This window comes from Zemynaea arenosa (genome assembly GCF_004614185.1).
Taxonomy (GTDB): domain Bacteria; phylum Pseudomonadota; class Gammaproteobacteria; order Burkholderiales; family Burkholderiaceae_D; genus Telluria; species Telluria arenosa.
On the sequence record NZ_SPVF01000274.1, the window covers coordinates 1 to 25612 of the forward strand.

Genomic DNA, 25612 nt, shown 5'->3' on the forward strand with positions numbered 1-25612 from the left:
CCCGGATACCCAGCCGGCCACGCCCATCACCGGGGCCGGTGGCCCGCCCAGCCCCGCCTGGAGCGCGGCGGCCACCATCGTCATCGGCGACGAGCGCCTGCCGCACTGGCCACTGCGCCTGCTTGCCGACCCGGCCGGCCAGGCGGTTCCGGCCGACATCGTGTTCGGCATGGATTTCCTGCGCCCGCGCCGCGTGCTGTTCTCGCCCGCGCAAGGCCGGGTCTACATTTCCCCATCCCCAAAATGACAAACGCCACGCGGATCGCGTGGCGTTCGAGCGGGCTCCGGGGCTGGAATCAGCGCTTCAGCACCAGCGAACCCTTCAGCGAATGCAGATAGGCCGCGATGTCTTTCACGTCCTGGTCCGACAGCGGCTTCACCTGCCCGCCCATGATGGCGTTGGCGCGGCCGTTGGGGCCGTCGCCACGCTTGTAGGCGATCAGCGCGTGCTCCAGGTAATCCTTGTGCTGGCCGGCCAGCTTCGGATAGCTCGGGTCGATCGGGCTGTTGAAATCGGCGCCATGGCAGGCGGCGCAGTTGTACTTCTTGGTCAGGGCTTCGCCGTTGGCCGCATTGCCGCCCGCGGTGGCGGTCAGCGACAGCAGCGACAGGCTCGCGCCGGCCAGGGCGATCGTCAGTTTCTTCATGGTCTCCGTCCTCGAACTCGTTCTTATTTCTTGGCTTGGGCGTTGCCACCCTGCTGGGAATAGTAGGCCGCGACGTCGGCGATGTCCTGGTCGCTCAGCGGGATGGCGATGCCGCGCATGGAGGGGTGCTTGCGCTCGCCCTTCTTGTAGGCCTGGAGGGCGTTTTCGATGTACTTGGCATTCTGGCCGCCGAGCATCGGGACCTGGTACACCTCGGGGAAACTGGCTTTGTAGCCGGCGATGCCGTGGCAGCCGATGCACATCTCGACCTTGGCCTTGGCATTCTGGGCGTTACCAACAACGTCCGCGGCAGAGGCCAGACCGGCCACACCCGCGAGTACGACAACTGCAACGAGTTTATTCATGGTGACGATGATCAGGTTGTACGAGAGGGCCCGGTCCGGCTGCGCCCTGAATGGCAGTTGAAAAAGTCACACTTTTCCAGTACCAGCGCCGGATTCTAACCCAAGAGTGGGGGGCAGTCCACAACGCAACTTCCGGCGGACCGGGTCACGCTTGGCGGCGCCGCTCCGGGGCCTTGCGGGCGATGGCGGCAGCGATGCGCTCCAGCAGGTCGTGGTGCTTGTAGGGCTTGGGCAGGATGTCGAGCGGTTCGCCGGCAGGCGCCTTGCCGGCCAGCTCTTCCATGTAGCCGGTGGTCAGCAGCACCGGCAGGTCCGGATGGCTCTGGCGCAGGCGGTCGGCCAGCTGCACCCCGTTCATCCCGCCCGGCATGATGACGTCGCTGAAGACCAGGTCCACGCGCTCCCGTCCGGCGAGCTTCTGGAGCGCCTCCTCGGCGCTGGCGGCGGGCACCACCTCATACTGGGAGGCGGCCAGGAAATCGTGGGCCAGCTGGCGCACGTCCTCGTTGTCCTCCACCAGCAGGATCACCGGCAGGCCCTCGCGCTGGCGCGGGTGAACCACGGCGGCGGGGCGCGCATCGGCGACGCTGCCGGTGGCCGGGAAGATCAGGCGCACCGTGGTGCCCGCGCCCGGCGCGCTCTCGATCTCCAGCCGCCCGCGCGACTGCTGCACGAAGCCGTGCACCATCGCCAGTCCGAGGCCGGTGCCGGGGCCCTTGGTGGTGAAAAAGGGTTCGATCGCGCGGCGGGCCACCTCCGGCGTCATGCCGGTGCCCTGGTCGATCACGCAGATCACCACGTAGGTGCCGGGCGGCAGCTGATGGCGCTGCAGGCGTTCGGCGTCCGACATTACCGTGGTGCCGACCGACACTTGCCCGCCCTCCGGCATCGCGTCGCGCGCGTTGATGAGCACGTTCAGCAGGGCCATTTCCAGATGGGTCGGGTCCAGGGTACAGGCCGGCAGGCCGGGTTTCAGGTCCAGGTGCAGGTCGACCTTGCTGCCGAGGGTGCGCACCAGCATCTCGCTGAATTCGACCACGACGGTATTCAGGTTCAGGCGCTTGGGTTCCAGGCGCTGCTTGCGGGCGAAGGTCAGCAGTTGCTGGGTCAGCTTGGCGCCCTTGAGGGCGGCTTTTTCGGCGCGCTGCAGGGCTTCGCCGGCCGGATGCTTGCCGTCCAGCATGCGCTGGGCGAGTTCCAGGTTGCCGTTGACCACCTGCAGCAGGTTGTTGAAGTCGTGGGCCAGGCCGGCGGTGAGCTGGCCGATCGCTTCCATCTTTTGCGCCTGCAGGGTGGACTGCTGGCTCACCCGGCGCTGGGTGATGTCCATCTGCGAGGCGAAGAAGTACAGCAGCTCGCCGGACTGGTCGAACACCGGGCCGATGAAGAGCGCGTTCCAGAACGGCGTGCCGTCCTTCTTGTAGTTCAGGATGTCGACCGCGATGGCACGCTGTTCGTGCACGGCCTTGGCGAGTTCGGCGACCGTGTCGCGGTCGGTGTCCGCGCCTTGCAGGAAGCGACAGTTGCGGCCCTCGACTTCGGAGCGCTCGTAGCCGGTGAGGTCGATGAAGGCGTTGTTGGCGAAGACGATCGGGTTGTCGGGCTGGCGCGGGTCGGTGACCGTCATTGGCATGCGGGTCATTTCCACGGCGGCAAAGAAGATATTGCCGCGCTCATGGAAGCCGGGGCGGTCCACGTAGCTGGCGCGCCAATGGCGCATGCCGGCCCCGCCGAGCGGCGAATAGGCGTTGCCTTCGACGGTCCCCTGCGCTTCCACGCCGACCGCCTGCCCTTCGCCGGATTCGTGATCCAGCTGCTGCGCTTCGATGTCGTCCTTTTCCGGTCCCAAGACCATGATGTCTCGCTCTTGTCGCTATGTCAGTTGGTCATGATCGTATCGGCGTTCGTGCCGCCCCGCTGTTCGCGACCGCACACATTGCGCGGCCCCGCTGCGGGCGGAGCGCGCGGTCTGCGGGGCTATTCCGCACGGTCGTGCGGGCTGGCATATACTCATGGCTCATTGTCACCCGGACCATCCGCGCCCCATGCAAGCACCCCAACGATTCGAAGGCTCCGCCGGCTACGTCGCCACCGATGACCTGAAGCTGGCCGTCAACGCCGCCCTCACCCTGCAGCGCCCCCTGCTGATCAAGGGCGAACCCGGCACTGGCAAGACCATGCTGGCCGAGGAAGTCGCCGCCGCGCTCAACATGCCGCTGATGCAGTGGCACATCAAGTCCACCACCAAGGCCCAGCAGGGCCTGTATGAATACGACGCCGTGTCGCGCCTGCGCGACTCCCAGCTCGGCGACGAACGGGTGCGTGACATCCACAACTACATCGTCAAGGGCGTGCTGTGGCAGGCCTTCACCTCGCCGGAACCGGTGGTGCTGCTGATCGACGAAATCGACAAGGCCGACATCGAATTCCCCAACGACCTGCTGCGCGAACTGGACCGCATGGAGTTCTACGTCTACGAGACGCGCGAAATGGTCACGGCCAGGCACCGGCCGCTGGTGATCATCACGTCCAACAACGAGAAGGAGCTGCCGGACGCCTTCCTGCGCCGCTGCTTCTTCCACTACATCAAATTCCCGGACCGCGACACGATGGAGCAGATCGTGCAAGTCCACTACCCGACCCTAAAGCGCGACCTGCTGGCCAGCGCCCTGCAAAGCTTCTACGAAGTGCGCGACATCCCGGGCCTGAAGAAAAAGCCGTCGACCAGCGAATTCCTCGACTGGCTCAAGCTCCTGATGGCCGAGGACATCCCGCCCGAAGCGCTGCGCTCCAAGGACCAGAAAGCGATCGTCCCGCCCCTGCACGGCGCCCTGCTGAAGAACGAGCAGGATGTGCACCTGTTCGAGCGCCTGATGTTCATGTCGAGGACCAACCGATGATCGACGTCCAGCCCACCACCATCGAGTTCAATGGCGTACGCCTCGAGCCCCTCGGCCTGCAGCACGCGGACGGCCTGCGCGCCGCCGCCAGCGACGGCGAGCTGTGGAACCTGCGCATCACCTCCGTGCCCGAGCCGCACAATGTGGAGAGCTACATCCGCGCCGCCATCGACATGCCCGGCCGCGTGGCCTTCGCCGTGATCGACATCGGCAGCGGCCGCGTGATCGGGACCACCAGCTACCACGACATCCTGCCGCAGGTGGACCGCGTGGAAATCGGCTGGACCTGGTACGGCAAGAGCTGGCAACGCAGCCACGTGAACACCAGCTGCAAGCTGCTCCTGCTGTCGCACGCCTTCGACACGCTCGGCTGCGCGGTGGTCGGCCTGCGCACCGATAACTACAACCACGCCTCGCAGCGCGCCATCGAACGGATCGGCGCGAAGAAGGACGGCGTGATCCGCCACCAGCACCCGCGCCGCGACGGTACCGTGCGCGACACGGTGATGTACTCGATCCTGCGCGGCGAATGGCCGGAGGTGAAGGCACAGCTGCACTACCTGCTGCAAAGGCACGCCGTCGAGAAGTGACATGCTGATCGATTTCTTCTTCACCCTGAAGGACGCCAAGGTCCCGGTCACGATCAAGGAATTCCTGACCTTGCTCGAAGCGATGCAGCGCGGCGTCAGCGCCCAGTCGCTGGACGACTTCTACTATCTGGCCCGCCTCACGCTGGTGAAGAACGAGGCCCACTTCGACAAATTCGACCGCGCCTTCGCCCACTACTTCAAGGGCATCAACGCCGCCTTCGACCCGGCTGCCGGCATCCCGCTTGACTGGCTGGTGCAGCGCATGAAGCGCGAGCTCACGCCCGAGCAGATCGCGGCGCTCGAAAAGTTCGGCTACGAGCAGCTGATGGAGCGCCTCAATCAACTGCTGCAGGAGCAGAAGGAACGCCACGAAGGCGGCAGCAAATGGATCGGCACCGGGGGGACGTCCCCGTTCGGCAACGGCGGCACCAACCCGGAAGGCATCCGCATCGGCGGCAAGGGCGGCAACCGCACTGCCGTCAAGGTGTGGGAACAGCGCAGCTACCGCGACTACGATGACGAGCGCGAACTGGGCACCCGCAACATCAAGGTGGCCCTGCGCCGCCTGCGCCGCTTCGCGCGCGAGGGCCACGAGGAAGAACTGGCGCTCGATGCCACCATCCGCGCCACCGCCAACAACGCGGGCTACCTTGACATCAAGATGCAGCCGGAGCGCAAGAACCGCATCAAGGTATTGATGCTGCTGGACGTCGGCGGCACCATGGACGACCACATCGAACGCACGGAGGAACTGTTTTCGGCCGCGAAGACAGAATTCAAGAACATGGAATTCTTCTACTTCCACAACTGCGTGTACGACCACCTGTGGAAGAACAACCGCCGCCGCAACGCCGAGCGCTTTCCCACCTGGGACGTGCTGCGCAAATACACGCCCGACACGAAACTCATCTTCGTGGGCGATGCCACGATGAGCCCTTATGAAGTGCTGCAGCCGGGCGGCTCGGTCGAATACAATAACGAGGAAGCAGGGGCCGAATGGCTGGCCCGCTTCGTGAATACGTTCCCTCATTTCGTGTGGCTGAATCCCGAGCCCGAAGGCGTGTGGCAGTACCGCCAGTCGGTGTCGGTGATCCGCCAGATCATGAATAACCGCATGTTCCCGGTCACCCTCGATGGGCTGGAACGTGCGATGCGGCTGCTGTCCAAGTAGCGCCGGCCTTCCCGGTCCGGACGGACATTCGCGTGGCCGCGACGACAACCGGCTACTGCGAAAGGACTTCATGCCCGATCTGCTCACTGTCCTCACCAATCTCTCCTGGCCGATAGCGATCGCGCTGGCCTGGCTGGCGGGCGAATTCGGCCAGCGCCTCACCGGCCTGCCGCGCATCAGCTTCTATGGGCTGGTCGGCTTTGCGCTGGCCAGCTCGCAGCTGGGCGCCCTCCCGCCGGCGGACGCCGGGCCGGTGCTGGCCCTGGCCGACGTGTCGTTCGGCCTGATCCTGTTCGAGCTGGGGTACCGCATCAATGCGCGCTGGTTTCTCACCAATCCTTGGCTCCTGGCCAGCGCGCTGGTGGAGTCGCTGGGCACGTTCGTGGCCGTGTATTTCACCGCCAACGCCTTCGGCACCTCGACCCTCACTTCGCTGATGCTGGCCTCCCTCGCGATGTCATCCTCGCCCGCCACCGTGATCCGCATCGTCAACGAGATGCGCAGCTCCGGGCAGGTGACGGAGCGGGTGCTGCACCTGTCGGCCGTGAACTGCCTGCTGGCCGTCTTTGCGTTCAACGTGATCCTCGGCTTCTGGATCTTCCACACCGCGAACGACATCGGCGCGGCGGCCATCGATACCCTGGTGCGGCTGCTGCTGTCGCTCACGCTGGGTGCGATCTTCGGCGTGGTGGTGCCGGCCCTGCTGCGGCAGCTGGGCAACCTCGCGCGGGACGCCACCGTGGCTTTCGCGATCGCGGTGATGCTGCTGGTCTCGATCTGCTATTCCTCCGGCCTGTCCTCGGTGGCGGCCACCCTGGCCTTCGGGCTGATGGCACGCCACCGGCGGGTGGCGTTCTCCCAGGCCCAGCGCAACTTCGGTGCGCTGGGCGAACTGCTGACGGTGCTGCTGTTCGTGTACGCCGCCTCCACGCTGGACTGGCGCAAGGTGGCCGCCGGGGCCTCGCTGGCCCTGGCGGTGGTGGGCGTCCGGATGCTGGCCAAGACGATCGGTGTCACCGCCTTCGCGCGGCTCTCGGGCATCACCTGGCGCAAGGGCGCGCTCACCGGGCTGGCGCTGACGCCGGTTTCGGTATTCGTCATCCTGCTTCTGGAGCACGCGCGTCAGCGCGGCGTCGACGTGCTGGACGAGCTGCGCGCCATGGCCGCGGTGACCATGCTGCTGGAGGTCTTCGGCCCGATCATCATCCAGCGCGCCTTGCTATGGGCGCGCGAATCGAAAGGGAGCCAGCATGCCTCTTGAAGCCTTTGCCAAGTCGGACGCGCTGACCTTCGGGGTCGAGCTGGAACTGCAGCTCGTGAGCCTCTCCGACTTCAACCTGATGGATGCGAGCCCGGACCTGCTGCATCTCCTGAACCGCAAGCCTTTCCCCGGCAACGTCACGCCGGAAATCGCCGAGTCGATGATCGAGATTAACTCGAGCGTGCACTCGTCGTACGAGCCGCTGCTGGCGCAGCTGCAGGAGATCCGCGATACGCTGGTGGCGGCCGCGGACCAGCTCAATATCGGCATGTGCGGGGGCGGGACGCATCCGTTCCAGCACTGGTCCGAGCAGAAGATCTTCGAGAAGCCGCGCTTTCGCGAACTGTCGTCGCTGTACGGGTACCTGGCCAAGCAGTTCACGGTGTTCGGGCAGCACGTGCACATCGGTTGCGCGAGCGGGGACGATGCGCTGTTCCTGCTGCATTCGCTGTCGCGCTACATCCCGCATTTCATTGCGCTGTCGGCGTCCTCGCCGTTCGTGCAGGGGCATGATTCGCTGTTCGAATCGGCGCGCCTGAATTCCGTGTTCGCGTTTCCGATGTCGGGGCGGGCGCCCTTCCTGCTCACGTGGGAGGAATTCACCGAGGTGTTCTTCGCCAAGATGGAGCGCACGGGGATCATCCGCAGCATGAAGGATTTCTACTGGGACCTGCGGCCCAAGCCTGAATACGGGACCATCGAGCTGCGCGTGTGCGACACGCCGTTGACGGTGGAGCGTGCCGCCGCGCTGGCGGGCTATTTGCAGGCGCTGTGCCGGCACCTGCTGGAGCGGCGCGAGGAGCCGCCGGCGGAGGACGACTATCTGGTCTACAACTACAACCGCTTCCAGGCCTGCCGCTTCGGGCTCGATGGGACGGTGACCCTGCCCAAGTCGTATGAACAGCGCTCCATCCGCGACGACATCCTGGCCACGCTGAAGCTGATGGAGCCGCACGCCGAGGCGCTGGGCAGCACGGCCGCCCTGTCCCACCTGCGCCGCGCCGTCCACGGTGGCAGCGACTCGACCTGGCTGCGCAACCAGTACACGCAGGAAGGCAGCACCGAAGGCATGGTCGCCGCCGCCATCGGCCGCTTCCGCAGTGATGAGGTCACCTCCTGACACTCGTACGCTTCGGAAGTTCCACGCGCACCGCTGAAGCACGCTAACAAAGACCCAAGCGCCTTGGCGTATCATGAAATTCTCGAAGCGTGGGAGGATCGCGATGAGATTCTGGGACAGGCTCGAAAGCCTCAGGCTGTGCATGGGCGGCGCACTGGCAGGCGATGTGTTCGCTGGCGCCTTCGGCCCGTTGTTCGGGCTGCACGTAAGCGACAGCACCTACCTGGCTGGCGCAGTGATCGGCTTCGTGACAGTCGGGATTTTACAAGCCCGTCGGGTGATCTGAATGATTGCCCTCGATGGCAATCCCGCCGACATGGCCACAATTGTTGCGGCCGCATGTGCGGCTGCAGTTCGCCCGGCGCGGCGCTCAGCCGCAGCATCGGCGCTGCCGCATTTCGACATGCGGTGGGTCATCGTCGATTTCATGAACGGGTTACTGATCGTGCCCTTTTGTTTGCTGATCGGATCGGTCTTTTCATCGGCGCTCCTCCAGTCTGCGGTAACGCTCAACCGTGGTCTCTTTGCCGAGGCCGGGTTCATCGCACTGGCATTTGTGATGCGGGAGCTATTCGGACCGGATCGCGGGCCTTTCCTGAGCCAGGCAGCCTAGCCTTACAGCCGGGTTTCGCGGGCGACGCGGAGGAATTCGTCAAGGATGGGGGTGCAGTCGAGCAGCTCGGTGCCGCCGGCGCGGTGGAACTCCGGGTGCCATTGCAGGCCCATCACGAAATCGGCGCGCTGGTAACGGATCGCTTCAATGATCCCGTCCGGCTCCGAAATCGCCTCCACCGTGACATCCCGCCCCAAGTCCTTCACTGCCTGGTGGTGAATCGAATTCACCACCGCGCGCGCAGCAGTTGGAAACATGCGGCTCAGGGACGAGCCGGCCGGGAACCGCACCGCGTGCTTGTGCGCATCGTAATCCGCGTGCACGTGCGCAATCGCCTCCGGCACATTGGTCGCCACATCCTGGTACAGCGTCCCTCCGAACGCCACATTGAGCAGCTGGCAGCCGCGGCAAATTCCCAGCACCGGCTTGCCCGCGTTGATGAAGGCATGAAGTAGTTCTAGCTCGTACAAATCACGTGCCCGGTCGCCGCTCCACTCCGGCTTGGTCGGCGCCTCGGAATACGTCTGCGGCGACACATCCGCCCCGCCCTGCAGCACCAGTCCGTCCAGATGCTTGGCATAGTGCTGCAAGGTGATATTGCTGGGATGAAGCAGGCCGCCGGTGTTCACCGTCGGCACCATGAACACCAGCACATCGCGCGACATCACCCAGTGCGCCAGCGACTCCTCCAGGTACTGCAGGTTCTTGGAGCGCAGCCCCGTCGCCCCCTGCTCGGGATGAAAGATGCGCGCCGAAATCCCGATGTTCAGGGTGCGCTGCATGAAGTCGCGGCCGATCTTGTCCCGCACCGCCCGCACCCGCGAGCGCAGCACGCGCCAGCCCAGCGCCAGCGGCGTATCGCCTTCCTTCAGATAGCGCGAAGCCCCACGCGGGGCGCGCCGGTCCGGCACCCGCGCGGGTGGGTCGTCCTTGTGGTCATCCATCGCCATACTATAAATCGACCGTCAGGCAATCCCGGCACGATTGCCAAGAAGAATCGTCCAACATTCCCTGAAGAATTAGGACAAAGGATGACAACCCTGCGCCGGGAGTGTATTTATCATTCTCTGCTCCAATCTCTTTGCAGGATGACGATGAACCGACGTGAATTGCTGCGCGCCCTGGCCGCGCTGGGCCTGCCCGGCTCCCTGGCCGCATGTGGCGGTGGCGGGCAGGACAGCGCCGCCCCTGGGGTCCCTGGCAGCGCCCCCGTGATCTCGGCCTTCACGGCCGACAAGGCCGCGTATTTCGTGGGTGACGCACCAGTCGTGACCGCGACTTTCTCGGGCGGCACTGGCCGTATCGATCCGGGCAACATTGCCATCGCCAGCGGCACCCCGCTCACGCTCCCATCCTTGAGCAGCACCACCACCTTCCGCCTCACCGTAGGCAGTGCCACCCGCGATCTGGCCTTGCCGGTGGCCTACCGCAACAGTTTCCGCACCATCCCAATGGGATTTGCCCGCGCGTCTCACGTGGCCGTGACGGGAACCGATGGACGCGTGCTGATTCTCGGCGGCGAGGGCCAGGGCGGCATGCCGCCGCTCGATGTGATGGCCTTCGCCCCTGCGACCGAAACGTTCGTCCGCGCAGGCGCCCTGACGACGGGACGCTTCTCGCACACCGCTACGGTCCTGGCCGACGGAACAGTCCTGGTGGTGGGCGGCAGCCGCACCGTGAGCGGGACCACGATCGCGGAGTTGTTCGACCCGCGCACCGGCCAAGCGCGCGCCACGGCGGGACAGCCTGCCGTCCAGCGCTCGCGCCACACCGCCACGCGTCTGGCCGATGGCCGCGTGCTGATTGCCGGCGGCCTGACACCCGGGGGCAACGTGGGCAGCGACACTGTGGAGCTGTACGATCCGGCGACCCAGCAGTTCACGCGCCTCAACCTGCGCCTGCAGGCCACGCGCTACGCGCATGTGGCCGTGCCGCTGACGGCCAATCTGGTCTTGCTGTATGGCGGCGCCACGGTGGGAGGCGCCGCGGTGCGGCCGGAAGTGGTCGATGTGGTCGCCCAGTCTTCGGACCTGCTCAACCCGCCGTTCGACACCACCCCGCGCCTGGGCGCCAGCCTCGTCAAGCGCAGTACCGGCGACTACACCACGCTCGGCGGCGAGGACGCGCTGGACGGGCGTCCGCTGGCCGCCACGGCCAACATTGCCGTGGGCGGCATCAGCATCCAGCCGGGCGCTCCCCTTTCCACGGCGCGCACCATGCACGCCAGCGCCGCCTTGAGCGACGGCCGCGTACTGGTCACCGGCGGCAACGATACGCTCGCGTATCACCCGCTGGCCAGCACCGAACTGTATGGCCCGACCAGCACGACCACCGTGGCCGGTCCGAACCTCGCAGCGGCGCGCCTGCTGCACACGGCCACGGCTCTTCCGACGGGCAAGGTCCTGGTGGTGGGCGGGCTTGATCCAGACCGTGTGGCGCTGTCGACGGCGGAGATCTACAGCTAGAGCGGCAGCGACAGCAACCGCTTGATGGTGGCCGAGAGGTGCCGGTCCGCGATCGGCTTGTCGAGCAAGCCGCGCACGCCCACCGCACGGGCCCGCGCCGGGTCGTAGTGGAAGTCGCTGCCAACCAGGAACACCACGGCGATGCGCGCCGCCCCAGCCAGCCCCTTGATCGAGGCGCACAGGGCATACGGATCGACCTCCGGCGTGGAGGTATTCACCAGCACCACCGACACCGGCGTCTCGTCGCACAGGCGAATCGCGGCGGAGGCGGAATCAGTCCACTCCACCTCCACCTTGCGCGGCGCCAGCAGGCGCGCCACGTGGTCGCGGCAGGACGGGCCCCGGTCCACGATCAGCACCGCGCCACCGGGCGGCGTCTTGCGCATCTTGAGGTAGTCGCTGGGGTCGGTCAGGTCGAAGTCCGGCCGCCGGCGGCGCCGCCGCTCCGGCACATCTGGCAGCCCGCGCGCCGTGATCTTGGCGATTTCGTCGGCCCGCTGGTCCACCATCCGCTGCAGCAGCACAAACAGGCGGCCCGGATCGAGCGGCCGCTCGATGTGCTCGTACGGCAGGTCCACCGCCGCCGCGCCCACGATCAGCGCGGGCTGGCGCGCGCTCGGGTTGGCCGCCGCCAGCGCCGCCAGCGAGCGCACGTCGCTGCCGTTGGCGATGTACAGGTCGGGCTCCTGCAGCGAGTCCTCCAGCAGGCAGAAGTACGCCGGCCCGAGCGACGGCGCGAGCGTGAGCATCGCGCTGATCTGCGCGCCTTCGGTGCCCTCGAAACCAATGAGGCGGACGGCGAACGGATACTTTTTGGCTTGCATGGGCGTTGTTGGGTTGCTAAGAAAGTCGGCGCGTCGCTCTGTGCGGGCAGCGGCGACGTACCAATCTAACCACAAATCTCCGCAGCAGCAAGGGCCAGCGAGGCCGCGGCCGCCGCCGAAAGTCCTGCCGCTGGGCCGGAGAAACTTTGTACAATACGGCGGTTTATCCCGCCCATCGGTACCACGGTCCTCACCACTGCAAGCATGGCAACATCCAAAAAGACGTCCGACTACAACGAATCATCCATCCGCGTCCTCAAAGGGCTGGAACCCGTCAAGCAGCGCCCGGGCATGTACACCCGGACCGAGAATCCGCTGCACATCATCCAGGAAGTGATCGACAACGCCTCCGACGAGGCGCTCGGTGGCCACTGCCGGAATATTGACGTGATCCTCAACGCCGACGGTTCCGTCACCGTCGACGACGACGGCCGCGGCATCCCGGTCGGCCTGCACCCCGAGGAGGGCGTGCCGACGGTGGAAATCGTCTACACCCGCCTGCACGCGGGCGGCAAATTCGACAAGGGCGCCGGCGGCGCCTACGCCTTTTCGGGCGGCCTGCATGGCGTGGGCGTCTCGGTGACCAACGCGCTGTCGAAGCGTCTCGAAATCGCCGTGTGGCGCAAGGAGCCGGACGGCACCGGCTACCACACGCTGGCCTTCGAGAACGGCGACCTGGTCGAGCCGCTGAAATCCGTGCCCGCCCCGCGCGACGGCAAGAAGTCCGGCACCCGCGTCACCGCCTGGCCGGATGCGAAGTATTTCGATTCGCCCGAGATTTCGAAGACGGAGCTCCAGCGCCTGCTGCGCTCCAAGGCCGTGCTGCTGCCCGGCGTGACCATCAGCCTGACCAACGCCAAGACCGGCGACAAGCAGACCTGGAAGTACGACGACGGCCTGCGCGGCTACCTGATCGAAGCGCTGAACCAGTCCTCCACCAGCGAGCCGCTGATCCCCTTCTTCGAGGGCGAACAGTACGCCAGCGGCGAGAGCGACGGCTTTGCGGAAGGCGAAGGCGCGGCCTGGGTCGTGGCCTGGACCGAGGAAGGCTCGATCGTGCGCGAGTCCTACGTCAACCTGATTCCGACGCCGAACGGCGGCACCCACGAATCCGGCCTGCGCGAAGGTTTGTTCGGCGCCGTGAAGAGCTTCGTCGAACTGCACTCGCTGCTGCCGAAAGGCGTCAAGCTGCTGCCGGAGGACGTGTTCAACCGCGTGTCCTTCGTGCTGTCCGCCAAGGTGCTGGACCCGCAGTTCCAGGGCCAGATCAAGGAGCGCCTGAATTCGCGTGACGCGGTCAAGCTGGTCGCCACCTTCTCGCGCCCGATGCTGGAGCTGTGGCTCAATCAGCACGTCGAATACGGCAAGAAGCTGGCGGACCTGGTCATCAAGCAGGCGCAGTCGCGCATGCGCTCGGCCCAGAAGGTCGAGAAGAAGAAGTCTTCCGGCGTGGCCGTCCTGCCGGGCAAGCTGACCGACTGCGAGTCCACCGACATCACCCGCAATGAGCTGTTCCTCGTCGAGGGCGACTCCGCGGGCGGCTCGGCCAAGATGGGCCGCGACAAGGAATTCCAGGCCATCCTGCCCCTGCGCGGCAAGGTGCTCAACTCGTGGGAGACCGACCGGGACCGCCTGTTCGCCAACAACGAGATCCACGATATCGCGGTGGCCATCGGCGTCGATCCGCATGCGTTCGGCGATTCGCCGGACCTGTCGGGCCTGCGTTACGGGAAAATCTGCATCCTGTCCGATGCGGACGTCGACGGCTCGCACATCCAGGTGCTGCTGCTGACGCTCTTCTTCAAGCACTTCCCGGCTCTCTTCGCGCATGGCCACATCTGCGTGGCGCGCCCGCCGCTGTACCGGGTGGATGCACCGGCGCGTGGCAAGAAGCCGATCCAGAAGCTGTATGCGCTGGACGATGGAGAGCTGATGGCCATCGAAGACAAATTGAAGAAGGACGGCTTGAAGGAAGGCGCCTGGACCATCTCCCGCTTCAAGGGCCTGGGCGAGATGAACGCCGAGCAGCTGTGGGAGACCACCATGAACCCGGACACCCGCCGCCTGCTGCCGGTGACCTTGGGCGACTTCCTGCCCGCCGATGCCGCCGCGCGCTTCAACATGCTGATGGGGAAAGGCGAAGCCGCCGCCCGCCGCGCGTGGCTGGAAGAACACGGCAATGAAGCCGAAGCTGATATCTAATTTGAGCGCTCATGTCTGACCAAGCAAATCTCTTTGAACAAGCCGGCGCCGCGCCCGATGATGGCGAAGCGCTGACCCTCTCGACCTTCGCCGAACGCGCCTACCTCGATTACGCCATCTCGGTGGTCAAGGGCCGCGCCCTCCCCGACGTCTCCGACGGCCAGAAGCCCGTCCAGCGCCGCATCCTCTACTCGATGCACGAGCTGGGGCTGAACGCCACCGCCAAGCCCCGCAAGTCCGCCACCGTGGTCGGCGACGTGCTGGGCAAGCTGCACCCGCACGGCGACCAGTCGGTGTACGACGCGCTGGTGCGCATGGCGCAGGACTTCTCGCTGCGCTACCCGCTGATCGACGGCCAGGGCAACTTCGGCTCGCGCGACGGCGACGGTGCCGCGGCGATGCGCTACACGGAAGCGCGCCTCACGCCGATCTCGCGCCTGCTGCTCGACGAAATCGACATGGGCACGGTGGACTTCCAGCCCAACTATGACGGCTCAACGGAAGAACCGCGCACCCTGCCCGCGCGCCTGCCAATGGTGCTGCTGAACGGCGCCTCCGGTATCGCGGTCGGCCTGGCCACCGAGATCCCGTCGCATAACCTGACCGAAGTCGCGACGGCCGCCGTCGCGCTGATCAAGAACCCGAAAATCACCCACGCGGAACTCATGACGCTGATCCCCGGCCCGGACTTCCCGGGCGGTGGCCAGATCATCACGCCCGCTTCGTCCATCGCCGAGATGTACGCCACCGGCCGCGGTTCGATGAAGGTGCGCGCGCGCTGGAAGATCGAAGAGCTGGCACGCGGCCAGTGGCAGGCCGTCGTGTACGAACTGCCGCCGGGCGTGTCGGCCCAGAAGATCGGCGAAGAGATCGAAGAGCTGACCAACCCGAAGGTCAAGCTGGGCAAGAAGGCACTCACGCCGGAGCAGCTGTCGATGAAGCAGCTGATCCTCGGTTCGCTGGACAAGATCCGCGACGAATCCGGCCGCGATGCGCCGGTGCGCCTGGTGTTCGAGCCGAAGTCCAAGAACGTGGACCAGGACGAGTTCATGACCATGCTGCTGGCGCATACTTCGCTGGAGACCTCGGCCTCGATCAACCTGGTGATGATCGGCGGCGATGGCCGGCCGCGCCAGAAGGGGCTCACCGAGATCCTGCAGGAGTGGGTCGACTACCGCTTCGTCACGGTCCGCCGCCGCACCGAGTTCAGGCTGGGCAAGGTCAATGACCGCATCCACATCCTGGAGGGCCGCGAGACCATCCTGCTGAACATCGATGAGGTCATCCACATTATCCGTAACTCGGATGAGCCGAAGGCCGCGCTGATCGCGCGCTTTGCGCTGTCGGACCGGCAGGCCGAGGACATCCTTGAGATCCGCTTGCGCCAGCTGGCGCGCCTGGAAGCGATCAAGATCCAGCAGGAGCTGGCCGAGCTGCGCAAGGAGAAGGAGCAGCTGCAGGACCTGCTGCAAAACCCGAATTCGATGAAGCGCCTGATCATCAAGGAGATCGAGGCCGACACCAAGGCCTTCGGCGATGCGCGCCGCACGGTGATCGAGGAAGCCGAGCGCGCGGTGCTGGAGCAGAAGGTGATCGACGAACCGGTCACCGTGATCATCTCCGAGAAGGGCTGGGTGCGCGCGCGCACCGGGATCGGCCACGATCCGGCGCAGTTCACCTTCAAGCCAGGCGACACGCTGCTGGCGGCCTTCGAATGCCGCACGGTGGACACGCTGCTGGGCTTTGGGGACAACGGCAAGGTGTATTCGGTGCCGGTGGCCGCGCTGCCTGGTGCGCGCGGAGATGGCGTGCCGATCACCACGCTGGTCGACCTGTCCGGTGGGGTGAAGCTGGTGCATTACTTCGCGGGCAAGGCGGATACCATGCTGCTGCTGTCGTCGAACGCGGGCTATGGCTTCCTGGCCAAGGCGGGGGACATGATCAGCCGTCTGAAGGGCGGCAAGTCGTTCATCACACTGGATGATGGCGCGCTGCCGCTGGTGCCGAAGGTGATTGCCGAGGGCGTGCCGAGCGCGGTCGCTTGTTTGTCCGAGAAAGGCCGTCTGCTGGTGTTTGGCCTCGACGAGATGAAGACCCTGTCCAACGGTGGCCGCGGCGTGACCCTGATGGCGCTGGAAGACAAGGAGAAGCTGCTGTCCGTGCAGCCGATCTCGCAGAAGGGCGTGGTTGTGCAGGGCACCTACGGGGGCAAACCGAAGGACCTGACGCTCAAGGCCTCCGACCTGCAGGTGCACATCAACGCGCGCGCCCGCAAGGGCAAGCCGCTGGCCTCGCGCATGAAGGCCGAATCGCTGGCACCGGTCGTTTAACGCCGTCTGCCTCGCTGCAGCGTGCGCGCTAGCGCGCCGCGCGACGCAGTGTCAAAAATGGTAGGCCAGGCCCGCAGAAAATGCACGGGCCTGGCCACTCACCGTCGTCCCGTACCAGCCGCGGTCTCCGCGCATCCCCGTCCATGCCGCGCTGAGCGACCATGCATCGATGCTCCACGCGAGCGCCAGGCGCAGGTCAGTGCGCGCTGTTGTCCCGTACCAGTATTCGCCTGCCCGGGCGTTCAAGCGGCCGATGTGCGCCTGCAGTTCGAGGCCGTTGGCGAGAGCAAGGCCTCCGTTGACCTCCGCGTATAAGGATCGCCCCTGCAAGCCGTAGTAGTGCGGGGAATAGTAGACGCGCGTGGAGATCTGCTTCCAGCTTACGCCTGCAAACACTTCGCTGAAGTCGTACCCGGTGGCGCCGCGGTAGGCGTAGCGGGTTGCCCCCGCTTCCCAGCTGCCCTCATTGCCCAGCCGTGCCGCATACCCCGCGTAGGCCTGCCACAACGCGTGCGTGCGCGTGAACGGCAGCTTGGCCTGTGCTGCGGAGGCGCCGCCGTACCATCCCGACGCGCTGTCAAGATTGACGCTGCCCTGCAGCGCCGGACGCCCATCGTTGAGCGTCATGCCGCGCGCCTGCAGATCGCTGAACGCTGCCACGCTGGCGGTCACCTGCGCTGATGCGGTCCCCGGCACCAGCGTGAAAAGCGCCAGCATGGGCAAAACGGCGCGGAACGCCTTCGCCTGTGGGGATGGGAGCGAGCGTGGACCTGCGGTGGGCGCTGCGCGATCGCGCAGCCCCAGTACCAGACCGCCGGTGGTGGCACGCTTCACCGCCGCGGTGCCTCCGCCACCGTGCTCGCCACGGCGAGCGGGCAGGTGCACACGCAGGCGCTGGCCAGCGGGGCAAGCGTGCCGCAGGGGTCGAGCGTGTCACCGGCGCGCACCGCCAGCGCGGCCCCCGGCTTGAGCTCGGACACCAGCGCCAGTAAGCCGCTCACATTGGCCGCCGCATACGACGCGCCACTGACCACGCCATAGCGCCCACCCGGCAGCGGCGCCGGAAGGTCCCGTCCTGGTGCCGATAGCGCCCGGCCCCGCCCCGCGGGTGCGGACAATGCGCGCATTGCCGCGGGCGTCGCCGCAACCATCGGTGCGCTTCCATCGGTCACCGCGATCACGCCGGGCCAGGAGGCGGGAAAGCCGCCGTCGGCGGCCTGGCCATCGTAGGCCCCAACAACGCGAATGCCGCGTCCCAGCGCGGCATCGAGCAAACGCTGGAGCAGACGGTCCGGCGGCCCCGTCAAACTCAGATTGATGATCTGCGGCTGTCGCAGGATCGCAAAGTTCAGCGCCTTCGCCAGACTGAAACTGTCACAGTGCGCGATACCACCACCACCGCCGCCACCTGCACGCTCACTGCACGCGCGCAGCGCCAGCACCCGCGCGCCGGGCGCCACGCCCCGGATGCCGATGCCGTTATCCGCCAGCGCGGCAATGATGCCCGCCACCGCCGTGCCGTGACTCTCCGCCACGTAAGCCTGGCCCTCGACAAAATTCTCGCGCCCCGCCAGCTGTCCGGCGAGATCGGGATGCGCCTCATCCGCGCCGCTGTCGATCACCGCGACGGTCACCTTGCGTCCCGTGGCCACGCGGTGCAAATCGGCCAGGTGCCAGTGCATGGCCGTGGGCTGGGCGGCATACAAAGGGTCGCCGCCGAGGGTGCGATAGTCCGCCACCGGCTGCGCCCATTCCACCCGGCTATCCCGCGCCAGGGCTGCCGCCACCCGCTCCGCGTCCGCCCCCGGCGGGAGTGCAAACACATAGCAGTCGATACCCAGCACCGGCATCGGCCAGTCCGACACCAGCTCCAGCCCATGCCGCCGCGCCAGGTCGCGCGCCAGCTTGCGGCGCGCGATGCGGCCCGTGTCGTTCAGGTAGGAGCCACCGTAACCATCCGCCCGATAGTGGGCAGGGGGCAAATGCAGCATCGCCATGACCTCCCGCCGCGCCGCCGGCGCCTGCACTTCCGGCGCGGCACGCGGGCCCTGCGATGCCTCATCGGCTGCCGCAGCCGCCATGCGCCCGTCATCGGCCCGAGCAGAGTGCAACACCGGCCCGGCCACCAGCAGCAGCGCCGCCACGCACATCCTGCCGAACCATGCAGCGCATCTCATGGCGCCTTCTCCAGCGACTCCGCCATCCGCACCGCCGCGTTGTGCCGCAGCGCCTCCCCCGCCGCCTGCGTGCGCCCTGGTGCCACGCGCAGCAGCCAGGCCCCGGCCTCGGTCGGCCCGCCCACCACCTGCGCCTCCTGCCCGCGCAGGATCATCCGCAACTGCGGTTCACTCACGCCCGGCTGGAACATCACCAGCAGATTGGCCTGCGGCGCCGCCCGCTGGGCCGCGCCCAGCACCCGGTAGTCCTGCGCAGGCTGCTGTCCGACCAGCACCACGCCCAAGCCAGCAATGACGAGCATCTGCGCCGCCAGCGCCCATGTCATCCACTTCGGCGCCATCCACCGGCCCGCGCCTGCTGCCCGCTCAGCGCGCGGTCCCAACTGCGACTCCAGCCGGGCCAGCGCCGTCTCCATATCTGGCGCAGCACCGGCCGCCGGCTGGACTGCACCCAGCTTGTGCATCCACGCCAAGTCCGCCTCGCACTGCGCACACTCCGCGCTGTGGCGCTCCACCAGCGCGAGCTCCGCGCCGGACAGCGTCCCCGCAAACCCCAGCAGCTTCTGCACCCGCTGGTGCACCGACGCGTCCAGGTCGACGATTTCGGCTTTCATCCTCGTATCTCCAGTTCGCTGCCCAGCAGCGTGCGCAGGCGGGCCCGCGCGTTGAACATCCTGGTCTTCACCGTATTCACCGGGCAGCCCATGATGGATGCGATTTCCTCATACCCCATCTCGTGGTAGCAGGCCAGATTGACCACCGTGCGCTGCGCCGCGGGTAAGGCATCGAGCGCCCGCGCCACGCGGTCCTGCAGCTGGTGCATCGAAAACACCACTTCCGGCTGCAGCGCCGCGTCCGCGGCCAGGGTATCGGCATCGCTGTCGACCGGGTCGTCCGTGCGGCTCAGCGCCTTGAGCGCCTTGCGGTAGGCGATTCCGAAAATCCAGGTCGACAGGCGGCAGCTGTGGTCAAAGCCCTCCGGCCGCTGCCACACCACCAGCATGGTGTCATTGATGATCTCTTCGATCGTGGCCGGGTTGCGCGTCATCCGGTCCAGGAAGCGGGCCAGGCGTGGAAAGTAGGCCCGGTACAGCTGGGCGAACGCCTCCCGGTCGCCACGTTCGACCTGTGCCAGCAGCGCCAGTTCGCGGGCGGCGAGGTCCGCGGTGCGTGCAGTGTGTCCTGTGAAAAGTTTGCCCAGCATGGTGGCTCCGTGTGGCGGTGAATACCCCACCCGCCGCAAAAGGTTCACGCCGCCTTGCAGATTTTTTTCGATGGGCGCCAGAACCGCCGCGCGCCGCCTCGGCATTCACGGCTCCCAACCAATCCGCAACCTTGACAGGATAGCCATGAGACCCTCAATCAAGCAAGCCGTTATGCTGCTGTCCGTCCTGCTGGCCGGATGCGGCGGCAGCGACAGGACGGGCATGTCCCAGCAGGCTACGCCACCGGTGCAGCTGGCCACCATGGCCGGGTCCAGCGCCCAGGCGGTGGACCCCGGCCTGTACACCAGCGTGGTGCAGCAGCTGTACCTCGCCTATTTCGGCCGCCCGGCCGATCCTGGCGGCCTGGATTTCTACGTGCACAAATACGCGGGCGCGGCGTCCCCCAGCGATGTACGGGGCCTGGCGGACGCCTACTACACCAACCCGACGGTACAGGCGCTGGTCGAGTCGTTCTCCAACAGCGACGAATCGCGCGGGCTGTACACGGGCGACAACGACGCTTTCCTGACGGCCGTCTACCGCAACCTGTTCAACCGCGCCCCGGACCCCGAAGGCCTGGCGTTCTGGCGCGAAAAGCTGAATATCGGCGCGATGACCCGCGCGAACGCGGCACTCAACATCATGGCGGGCGCCCAGCCGCCGGACATGGCGATGATCGACCAGAAGGCCGCCGTGGCGGTGAACTTCACCGCGGCCATCAACACGCAGGACCGCGTGAACGCCTACCAGGGCCCGGGGCCGCTGGCCACCGTCCGCGCCATGCTCGCCACCGTGACGGCCAACACCGACCTCGCTGCCTTCAACGCCACCATCGAGGCCACGCTCAACCAGCTGGTCGCGTCTACGCAACCGCCACCGCCTCCGCCACCGCCACCTCCGCCGCCTGATCCCTACGCGCCGGTCGCGCAGATCATCGCCGCGCGCTGCGTCGGCTGCCATTCCGCCAACCCGACCATCCCAGGCTTTTCGCCTGCGCCGCTGGGCATCATGTTCGATACCTCTGCCCAGGTGCACGCCCGCTCCGCCCAAATCGCGAGTGTGGTCGGCTCCGGCTTTATGCCCTACGGGAACATGACCGGCATGACGGCCGCCGAGCGCAAGGTCATCGCGGACTGGTTCGCGGCGGGAGCGCCATGATGGACCGTTTGCGATCGTACGCCGCGCGGGCCGCGGGGTCCGCGGTGGTGTGCGCTGCGGGCATCACCGCAGCACTCGCTGGCGGCACCGTTCGGGCCGCCACGCCGGGCCAGCCCGCGCCTGCATTCAGCCTCGCGGGCCGCGACGGCACGGTCGATCTGGCGCGCTTGCGCGGCCAGTTCGTGTACGTCGACTTCTGGGCCTCGTGGTGCGGCCCCTGCAAGCGTTCCTTCCCCTGGATGAACGGACTGCAGCAACGCTATGGGCGCTCCGGCCTGCAGATCGTCGCCGTTAACGTGGACACCGCACGCGCTGACGCCGAACGATTCCTGGTCGCGACGCCCGCCAGCTTCACCGTCGCCTTCGACCCCGCCGGTGCCACGCCGCGCAGCTATGCCATCAAGGGCATGCCGAGCAGCGTGCTGGTGGATCCGAGCGGGAACGTGGTGTTCCAGCACGCGGGCTTCAACGAAGGCGCCGCGCAGGAACTGGAGCAGAAGATCGCGCGGGCCATGGCCGCTAGCGCCGCCACCGCCAAAGGTGGCACTCCATGACGCGCGCCACCTTCATCATCATCGCCGCGCTGCTGATTGGCTGCGCCCCGCTCACGCCCGTGCAGCCCTGGGAAAAAGGCGACCTCGCGCGCAAGAGCATGACGCTGGAACCGGACCGTCTCGGCGCCGCCTACGCCGAGCACACCTACACCAGCAAGGAAGGCGCATCTGGCGGCGCCGGTGTGGGAGGAGGCGGCTGTGGATGCAATTAAGGACGCCCTGAAGGACGCCATCGCCCGGCCAGACGCGGTGCTGATGGCCGCCCTCGCCCTGCCCGGCCTCGCGCTGGCGCAGGTGCAGCCGCCGGAACAGGCGTCGCTGAGCGTGAAGTACCTGGACTACCAGGACTGGCAACCGGGCCTGGACCGCATTGGCGTGCACTCCCCTGCGGTGGAGCTGGTGGTGCCGTTTGCGGGCGCGTGGTCGGTACGCGGGTCCATGGTCAGCGACACGATTTCGGGCGCCTCGCCGCGCTACCACACCGCCGTCTCGGGCGCATCGCACTTCAACGAGAAGCGCAACGCGGGCGATGTGGAGGTGACACGCTACTTCCCGCGCGCTAGCGTGTCGCTGGACGTGGGGCGGTCGAACGAGAACGACTACCTGTCGAAATTCGCCTCGGTACGCGCCGCCTTCGCCAGCGATGACAACAACCGTACCTGGACTTTCGGCGTGGGCGTCGCCAACGACACCATCAACCCGGTCAACCTGCTGGTGCGGGACGAGCGCAAACACACGGTGGACCTGATGGCGGGCCTCACGCAAGTGCTCACGCCACGGGATCTCGGGCAGGTCGTGGTCACGCACACGCGCGGCGAGGGCTACTTCACCATGCCCTACAAATACGTGGACAACCGGCCGCGCAGCCAGGACAAGTCCACCGTGCTGCTGCGCTGGAACCACTACTTCTCCTCCAGCGGCATGACCAGCCGCGCGAGCTACCGCTTCTACACGGACAGCTGGGGCATCCGCGCGCACACGCTGGAAGAACAGCTGGTACGGCCGCTCGGCGATGGCTGGAAGGTGACGCCGCTGGTGCGCCTCTACACGCAGTCCGCCGCGCGATTCTACTTCGACCCTGGGTACGACACGCGCTTCGGCCCCCCCTTCCCGCCCGGGTACAGCTTCACGGATGGGCGCGAGATTTCGGCGGACCAGCGGCTGTCCGCGTTCGGCGCCGTCACGCTCGGGCTCAAGGTCGAGAAGGAAATCGGCAAGAACACCACCGTGGACGTGAGCCTGGAGCGCTACCGCCAGCAAAGCGCATGGCGCCTGTTCGGCGGCGGCAGCCCAGGCCTGCAGAGGTTTGACGCGCGCAGTATCGTGGTGGGCATCACGACGCGCTGGTGACCATGGACCAGCTGTTCACCGTGCGCTTTGGCGCCATGGCCTGCGACTGCGAGATCATGCTCGCCGCGCGCGACGAGGCCGAGGCGCAGGCGCGCGCGCAGCCGGCCATCGACGAGGTGCGGCGCATCGAAACGAAGTACTCGCGCTACCGCACCGATTCCCTGCTGGCCCGCATCCACGCCGACGCGGGCCGGCGCGCCACGCCGGTCGATGAGGAGACCGCATCCCTGCTGGCGTATGCCGATGCGCTGTACCGCACCAGCGGCGGCGCCTTCGACATCACCTCCGGCGTACTGCGGCGCGCCTGGAATTTCCGCACCGCGCACGTGCCGACCGACGCTGAACTGGACGAAGTACTACCGTTGGTCGGCTGGCACCAGGTCGAGCGCACGGACAGCAGCGTGTACCTGCGCACGCCTGGCATGGAGCTGGACTTCGGCGGCTTTGGCAAGGAGTACGCGGCGGACCGCGCGGCGGCAGCGTTGTCCGCGCAGGGCGTGGCGCATGGGTATGTGAATCTCGGAGGCGATCTGCGGACGGTGGGACCGCAGCCGGACGGCAGTCCGTGGGAGGTCGGCATCCAGGATCCGCGCAGCGCGACGGACACCATCGCCGCGATTGCCCTGCGCGGCGGCGCGCTGGCCTCGAGCGGGGACTACGAGCGGTACATGGAAGTGGATGGAGTACGCCACTGCCACATTCTCAATCCACGGACCGGAAGGTCGTGCACGTGGTGGCGGTCGGTGAGCGTGGTGGCACCGCTGGCCGTGGCGGCAGGCAGCCTGGCCACGCTGGCGATGCTCAAGGGCGAGGACGGGCTGGCTTTCTTGAGGGAGAGCGGGCATCCGTTCTTTGCGGTGGACCACACGGGGGCGGTCCACCGGCGGGATGCCTGACGCAGCGGCGCACCGGAGCAGCGCGGAGCAGGTACTTTGCGCTGCTGCGGAGCGGTTGCTGCACGCCGCTGCGGCACGAAGCGATTGCGGCGCGCCGCGTGGCGCCAAGCGCTTTGCCGCAAGCCGCCGCGGCGGCGCGGAAGACCGGCGGTTTAGTGCGCGGCGTCCTTCTTGGCTTCCGCTGCGGCTTCGGCCTTCTTCTCGGTGGCCTTGGCGTGAGCGACAGCCTTGTCGGCGCTGGCTTCAACGGCGGCTTTAGCGGCTTTCTCGTCCGCTTTCGCTACGGTCTTCGCGGCCTTCTCGTCGGCCTTGGCGACTTTCTTCTCCGCCTTGGCTTCGGCCTTCATTTTGTCTTCCGGGTCAGCCTTGGCGACCTTCTCGTTGGCTTCCGCGTGTTCCTTGGCCTGCTTGTTCATGGCCTTGGTCTTCTTTTCTTCAGCCTTGTTGGCAGCTTTGGCGGCCTTCTCGTTGGCCTTGGCGACGTCCTTCGACTCCTTCTCGTCGGCCTTTGCCATTTTCTTGTCGGCCTTCGCGTCACCGGTGGTGGTGGTCGCGGCCGGCATGGTGGTGGTCGTGGCCGGCTGGGTGGTGGTGGCCGGGGCGGTCGCAGTCTGGGCCGATGCGGCGGTCGCGAACAGGCCGGCGATCAGGGTGGCGAGCAGTTTGTTCATGGTTTTTTCCTGTCTTCTATCGTTGAATGGTGGGGGACGTAGGCGTTCTCGTCCGTAACTTTCCGTCAAAGAACGACGCCAAGAATAGGAGCGGCCGCCGAGGCTGGTCTGTGCGGTGGCACACATAGCGTAAATGCAAGGTATGCTTACGCCACATTCAGCCTCGAGGAGACGCCAGCATGTCCCGCCTGACCGCATCCGATTTCGATCCGGAAGTCCTGAAACTGTTCGATGGTTACGTCCATGGCCGCCTTTCCCGGCGCGACTTCCTCGCCCAGGCCAGCAAATACACGGTCGGCGGTGTGACCGCCGCAGGACTGCTGGCGCAGCTGTCACCGTCCTTCGCCGCGCCGCTGGCCGCCCCCGGCGACGCGCGTCTGCAGACCCGCTACGAGGAATTCCCGTCGCCCCAGGGCTACGGCAAGGTGCGCGGCTACCTGGCGCAGCCCGCGGCGGCGGCGGGCAAGCGCCCGGCCATCCTGGTGGTGCATGAGAACCGCGGGCTGAATCCGCATATTGAAGACATCACCCGCCGGCTTGCGCTGGAGGGCTTTGTGGCCTTTGCGCCCGATGCGCTGTTCCCGCTCGGGGGCTATCCCGGCGACGAGGACCAGGCCCGCACCCTGTTCCAGAAGCTTGACCAGGGCAAGACCCGCGCCGACTTCGTGGCCGCGGCCAAGTGGCTGGAAGCGCTGCCGCAGGCGAACGGCAAGCTGGGGGCGGTGGGGTTCTGCTATGGCGGCGGGATGGCCAACTACCTGGCCACCGTGCTGCCGGAACTGGGCGCCGCCGTGCCGTTCTATGGCGCCCAGCCGCCCGCGGCGGAGGTGCCGAAGATCCGCGCGCCGCTGCTGATTCACGATGCGGGCAAGGACGAGCGCATCCTGGCCGGTTGGCCCGCCTACGAGGCCGCGCTCAAGGCCAGCCACGTCCCGTACCAGCACTTTGTCTATGCGGGCGCGGAGCACGGCTTCAACAACGACACCACCCCGCGCTATGACGAGGCGGCGGCCAGGCTGGCCTGGACCCGCACCGTCGACTTCTTCAAGTCTAAGCTGGGCTGAGCGCTTCGCTGTCTGCAACTCGCGCCCCGCGGCCGACGCGGGGCGCCCC

General features: G+C 66.9%; 27 protein-coding genes. 17 read left to right on the plus strand and 10 right to left on the minus strand.

Annotation, left to right across the window (positions count from 1 at the left end; all coding sequences use genetic code 11):
* The coding region (locus E4L96_RS23940; protein ID WP_167758779.1) for a hypothetical protein at positions 1-247 on the plus strand (247 nt) is incomplete at its 5' end.
* A 49-nt stretch (positions 248-296) separates the two neighbouring features.
* Here E4L96_RS23940 and E4L96_RS22870 read toward each other — a convergent pair.
* The 3 genes from E4L96_RS22870 to E4L96_RS22880 all read right to left on the minus strand — a co-directional run bounded on the left by E4L96_RS22870 (position 297) and on the right by E4L96_RS22880 (position 2867).
* Positions 297-647, minus strand: a complete 351-nt coding sequence (locus E4L96_RS22870; protein ID WP_135209529.1) for a c-type cytochrome — start codon at positions 645-647, stop codon at positions 297-299.
* Positions 648-670: 23 nt separating this feature from the next.
* Positions 671-1012, minus strand: a complete 342-nt coding sequence (locus tag E4L96_RS22875; protein WP_135209530.1) for a c-type cytochrome — start codon at positions 1010-1012, stop codon at positions 671-673.
* Between the two features lie 145 nt (positions 1013-1157).
* Positions 1158-2867: a histidine kinase famiy protein gene (locus tag E4L96_RS22880; protein ID WP_135209531.1), complete on the minus strand. Its 1710-nt coding sequence runs from the start codon at positions 2865-2867 to the stop codon at positions 1158-1160.
* A gap of 190 nt (positions 2868-3057) precedes the next feature.
* On the opposite strand from E4L96_RS22880, the gene E4L96_RS22885 reads away from it, so the two are divergent.
* The 7 genes from E4L96_RS22885 to E4L96_RS22915 all read left to right on the plus strand — a co-directional run bounded on the left by E4L96_RS22885 (position 3058) and on the right by E4L96_RS22915 (position 8667).
* On the plus strand, positions 3058-3912 hold the full coding sequence (locus tag E4L96_RS22885; RefSeq protein ID WP_135209532.1) for an AAA family ATPase: 855 nt from the start codon (positions 3058-3060) through the stop codon (positions 3910-3912).
* Positions 3909-4502: a GNAT family N-acetyltransferase gene (locus E4L96_RS22890; RefSeq protein WP_135209533.1), complete on the plus strand. Its 594-nt coding sequence runs from the start codon at positions 3909-3911 to the stop codon at positions 4500-4502. The genes E4L96_RS22885 and E4L96_RS22890 overlap by 4 nt, the downstream gene beginning before the upstream one ends.
* A 1-nt stretch (position 4503) precedes the next feature.
* Entirely contained in the window at positions 4504-5673 is a 1170-nt protein-coding gene (locus tag E4L96_RS22895) for a vWA domain-containing protein (RefSeq protein ID WP_135209534.1), read from the plus strand.
* A 70-nt stretch (positions 5674-5743) separates the two neighbouring features.
* Positions 5744-6934: a cation:proton antiporter gene (locus E4L96_RS22900; RefSeq protein WP_135209535.1), complete on the plus strand. Its 1191-nt coding sequence runs from the start codon at positions 5744-5746 to the stop codon at positions 6932-6934.
* The gene (locus tag E4L96_RS22905) at positions 6924-8054 is read left to right on the plus strand and encodes a YbdK family carboxylate-amine ligase (protein ID WP_135209536.1); all 1131 of its coding nucleotides are present in this window, start codon (positions 6924-6926) and stop codon (positions 8052-8054) included. The genes E4L96_RS22900 and E4L96_RS22905 overlap by 11 nt, the downstream gene beginning before the upstream one ends.
* Positions 8055-8127: 73 nt before the next feature.
* Entirely contained in the window at positions 8128-8340 is a 213-nt protein-coding gene (locus tag E4L96_RS22910) for a hypothetical protein (RefSeq protein WP_135209537.1), read from the plus strand.
* Positions 8341-8667: a hypothetical protein gene (locus E4L96_RS22915; RefSeq protein WP_135209538.1), complete on the plus strand. Its 327-nt coding sequence runs from the start codon at positions 8341-8343 to the stop codon at positions 8665-8667.
* A gap of 2 nt (positions 8668-8669) precedes the next feature.
* On the opposite strand, the gene E4L96_RS22920 is transcribed toward E4L96_RS22915, so the two are convergent.
* A complete protein-coding gene (locus E4L96_RS22920) occupies positions 8670-9617 on the minus strand; it encodes a gamma-glutamyl-gamma-aminobutyrate hydrolase family protein (protein WP_135209539.1) in 948 nt (315 codons plus the stop codon).
* A gap of 144 nt (positions 9618-9761) precedes the next feature.
* Here E4L96_RS22920 and E4L96_RS22925 point away from each other — a divergent pair, with 144 nt between their 5' ends.
* Positions 9762-11132 (plus strand): Kelch repeat-containing protein, encoded by a 1371-nt coding sequence (locus tag E4L96_RS22925; protein WP_167758780.1) that lies wholly within the window; start codon positions 9762-9764, stop codon positions 11130-11132.
* Here the strand turns inward: E4L96_RS22925 and E4L96_RS24515 are convergent.
* Positions 11129-11956, minus strand: a complete 828-nt coding sequence (locus E4L96_RS24515) for a response regulator (RefSeq protein ID WP_229414726.1) — start codon at positions 11954-11956, stop codon at positions 11129-11131. The two genes, E4L96_RS22925 and E4L96_RS24515, sit on opposite strands and share 4 nt — an antisense overlap.
* A 204-nt stretch (positions 11957-12160) precedes the next feature.
* On the opposite strand from E4L96_RS24515, the gene E4L96_RS22935 reads away from it, so the two are divergent.
* Entirely contained in the window at positions 12161-14158 is a 1998-nt protein-coding gene (locus E4L96_RS22935; RefSeq protein WP_135209541.1) for a DNA topoisomerase IV subunit B, read from the plus strand.
* Positions 14159-14169: 11 nt separating this feature from the next.
* Complete coding sequence (gene parC, locus E4L96_RS22940; RefSeq protein ID WP_135209542.1) at positions 14170-16488, plus strand: DNA topoisomerase IV subunit A; 2319 nt, start codon at positions 14170-14172, stop codon at positions 16486-16488.
* A 51-nt stretch (positions 16489-16539) separates the two neighbouring features.
* On the opposite strand, the gene E4L96_RS22945 is transcribed toward parC, so the two are convergent.
* From E4L96_RS22945 to E4L96_RS22960, 4 genes are all read right to left on the minus strand, one after another.
* A complete protein-coding gene (locus E4L96_RS22945; protein WP_135209543.1) occupies positions 16540-17205 on the minus strand; it encodes a TorF family putative porin in 666 nt (221 codons plus the stop codon).
* 113 nt (positions 17206-17318) lie between these two features.
* Positions 17319-18665, minus strand: coding sequence for a S8 family peptidase (locus tag E4L96_RS22950; RefSeq protein ID WP_229414727.1), 1347 nt, complete (start codon positions 18663-18665; stop codon positions 17319-17321).
* Positions 18662-19279 (minus strand): hypothetical protein, encoded by a 618-nt coding sequence (locus E4L96_RS22955; RefSeq protein ID WP_135209544.1) that lies wholly within the window; start codon positions 19277-19279, stop codon positions 18662-18664. Before E4L96_RS22955 ends, E4L96_RS22950 begins: the two co-directional genes overlap by 4 nt.
* A complete protein-coding gene (locus tag E4L96_RS22960) occupies positions 19276-19869 on the minus strand; it encodes an RNA polymerase sigma factor (RefSeq protein ID WP_135209545.1) in 594 nt (197 codons plus the stop codon). The genes E4L96_RS22955 and E4L96_RS22960 overlap by 4 nt, the downstream gene beginning before the upstream one ends.
* A gap of 145 nt (positions 19870-20014) precedes the next feature.
* Between E4L96_RS22960 and E4L96_RS22965 the strand changes: the two genes are divergently transcribed.
* The 5 genes from E4L96_RS22965 to E4L96_RS22985 are packed head-to-tail and all read left to right on the plus strand — an operon-like array spanning position 20015 to position 23828.
* Positions 20015-21028 (plus strand): DUF4214 domain-containing protein, encoded by a 1014-nt coding sequence (locus E4L96_RS22965; RefSeq protein WP_167758781.1) that lies wholly within the window; start codon positions 20015-20017, stop codon positions 21026-21028.
* Positions 21028-21582 carry a TlpA family protein disulfide reductase gene (locus E4L96_RS22970; RefSeq protein ID WP_135209547.1) on the plus strand — a complete coding sequence of 185 codons (555 nt, stop codon included), beginning with the start codon at positions 21028-21030 and terminating at the stop codon, positions 21580-21582. Before E4L96_RS22965 ends, E4L96_RS22970 begins: the two co-directional genes overlap by 1 nt.
* Positions 21579-21794 (plus strand): DUF4266 domain-containing protein, encoded by a 216-nt coding sequence (locus tag E4L96_RS22975; RefSeq protein ID WP_135209548.1) that lies wholly within the window; start codon positions 21579-21581, stop codon positions 21792-21794. Before E4L96_RS22970 ends, E4L96_RS22975 begins: the two co-directional genes overlap by 4 nt.
* Positions 21781-22932 (plus strand): DUF3570 domain-containing protein, encoded by a 1152-nt coding sequence (locus tag E4L96_RS22980; protein ID WP_229414729.1) that lies wholly within the window; start codon positions 21781-21783, stop codon positions 22930-22932. The genes E4L96_RS22975 and E4L96_RS22980 overlap by 14 nt, the downstream gene beginning before the upstream one ends.
* A 2-nt stretch (positions 22933-22934) precedes the next feature.
* Positions 22935-23828, plus strand: a complete 894-nt coding sequence (locus E4L96_RS22985; RefSeq protein WP_135209549.1) for an FAD:protein FMN transferase — start codon at positions 22935-22937, stop codon at positions 23826-23828.
* A gap of 152 nt (positions 23829-23980) precedes the next feature.
* Here E4L96_RS22985 and E4L96_RS22990 read toward each other — a convergent pair whose 3' ends face one another.
* Positions 23981-24499 (minus strand): hypothetical protein, encoded by a 519-nt coding sequence (locus E4L96_RS22990; protein WP_135209550.1) that lies wholly within the window; start codon positions 24497-24499, stop codon positions 23981-23983.
* Between the two features lie 179 nt (positions 24500-24678).
* Here E4L96_RS22990 and E4L96_RS22995 point away from each other — a divergent pair, with 179 nt between their 5' ends.
* Positions 24679-25563 (plus strand): dienelactone hydrolase family protein, encoded by an 885-nt coding sequence (locus E4L96_RS22995; RefSeq protein WP_135209551.1) that lies wholly within the window; start codon positions 24679-24681, stop codon positions 25561-25563.
* Positions 25564-25612: the final 49 nt, after the last annotated feature.

Coding starts and splice junctions, on each gene's coding strand:
- E4L96_RS22870 (WP_135209529.1), bottom strand. CDS start 647: ATGAAGAAACTGACGATCGCCCTGGCCGGCGCGAGCCTGTCGCTGCTG.
- E4L96_RS22875 (WP_135209530.1), bottom strand. CDS start 1,012: ATGAATAAACTCGTTGCAGTTGTCGTACTCGCGGGTGTGGCCGGTCTG.
- E4L96_RS22880 (WP_135209531.1), bottom strand. CDS start 2,867: ATGGTCTTGGGACCGGAAAAGGACGACATCGAAGCGCAGCAGCTGGAT.
- E4L96_RS22885 (WP_135209532.1), top strand. CDS start 3,058: ATGCAAGCACCCCAACGATTCGAAGGCTCCGCCGGCTACGTCGCCACC.
- E4L96_RS22890 (WP_135209533.1), top strand. CDS start 3,909: ATGATCGACGTCCAGCCCACCACCATCGAGTTCAATGGCGTACGCCTC.
- E4L96_RS22895 (WP_135209534.1), top strand. CDS start 4,504: ATGCTGATCGATTTCTTCTTCACCCTGAAGGACGCCAAGGTCCCGGTC.
- E4L96_RS22900 (WP_135209535.1), top strand. CDS start 5,744: ATGCCCGATCTGCTCACTGTCCTCACCAATCTCTCCTGGCCGATAGCG.
- E4L96_RS22905 (WP_135209536.1), top strand. CDS start 6,924: ATGCCTCTTGAAGCCTTTGCCAAGTCGGACGCGCTGACCTTCGGGGTC.
- E4L96_RS22910 (WP_135209537.1), top strand. CDS start 8,128: ATGAAATTCTCGAAGCGTGGGAGGATCGCGATGAGATTCTGGGACAGG.
- E4L96_RS22915 (WP_135209538.1), top strand. CDS start 8,341: ATGATTGCCCTCGATGGCAATCCCGCCGACATGGCCACAATTGTTGCG.
- E4L96_RS22920 (WP_135209539.1), bottom strand. CDS start 9,617: ATGGCGATGGATGACCACAAGGACGACCCACCCGCGCGGGTGCCGGAC.
- E4L96_RS22925 (WP_167758780.1), top strand. CDS start 9,762: ATGAACCGACGTGAATTGCTGCGCGCCCTGGCCGCGCTGGGCCTGCCC.
- E4L96_RS24515 (WP_229414726.1), bottom strand. CDS start 11,956: ATGCAAGCCAAAAAGTATCCGTTCGCCGTCCGCCTCATTGGTTTCGAG.
- E4L96_RS22935 (WP_135209541.1), top strand. CDS start 12,161: ATGGCAACATCCAAAAAGACGTCCGACTACAACGAATCATCCATCCGC.
- parC (WP_135209542.1), top strand. CDS start 14,170: ATGTCTGACCAAGCAAATCTCTTTGAACAAGCCGGCGCCGCGCCCGAT.
- E4L96_RS22945 (WP_135209543.1), bottom strand. CDS start 17,205: ATGCTGGCGCTTTTCACGCTGGTGCCGGGGACCGCATCAGCGCAGGTG.
- E4L96_RS22950 (WP_229414727.1), bottom strand. CDS start 18,665: ATGAGATGCGCTGCATGGTTCGGCAGGATGTGCGTGGCGGCGCTGCTG.
- E4L96_RS22955 (WP_135209544.1), bottom strand. CDS start 19,279: ATGAAAGCCGAAATCGTCGACCTGGACGCGTCGGTGCACCAGCGGGTG.
- E4L96_RS22960 (WP_135209545.1), bottom strand. CDS start 19,869: ATGCTGGGCAAACTTTTCACAGGACACACTGCACGCACCGCGGACCTC.
- E4L96_RS22965 (WP_167758781.1), top strand. CDS start 20,015: ATGAGACCCTCAATCAAGCAAGCCGTTATGCTGCTGTCCGTCCTGCTG.
- E4L96_RS22970 (WP_135209547.1), top strand. CDS start 21,028: ATGGACCGTTTGCGATCGTACGCCGCGCGGGCCGCGGGGTCCGCGGTG.
- E4L96_RS22975 (WP_135209548.1), top strand. CDS start 21,579: ATGACGCGCGCCACCTTCATCATCATCGCCGCGCTGCTGATTGGCTGC.
- E4L96_RS22985 (WP_135209549.1), top strand. CDS start 22,935: ATGGACCAGCTGTTCACCGTGCGCTTTGGCGCCATGGCCTGCGACTGC.
- E4L96_RS22990 (WP_135209550.1), bottom strand. CDS start 24,499: ATGAACAAACTGCTCGCCACCCTGATCGCCGGCCTGTTCGCGACCGCC.
- E4L96_RS22995 (WP_135209551.1), top strand. CDS start 24,679: ATGTCCCGCCTGACCGCATCCGATTTCGATCCGGAAGTCCTGAAACTG.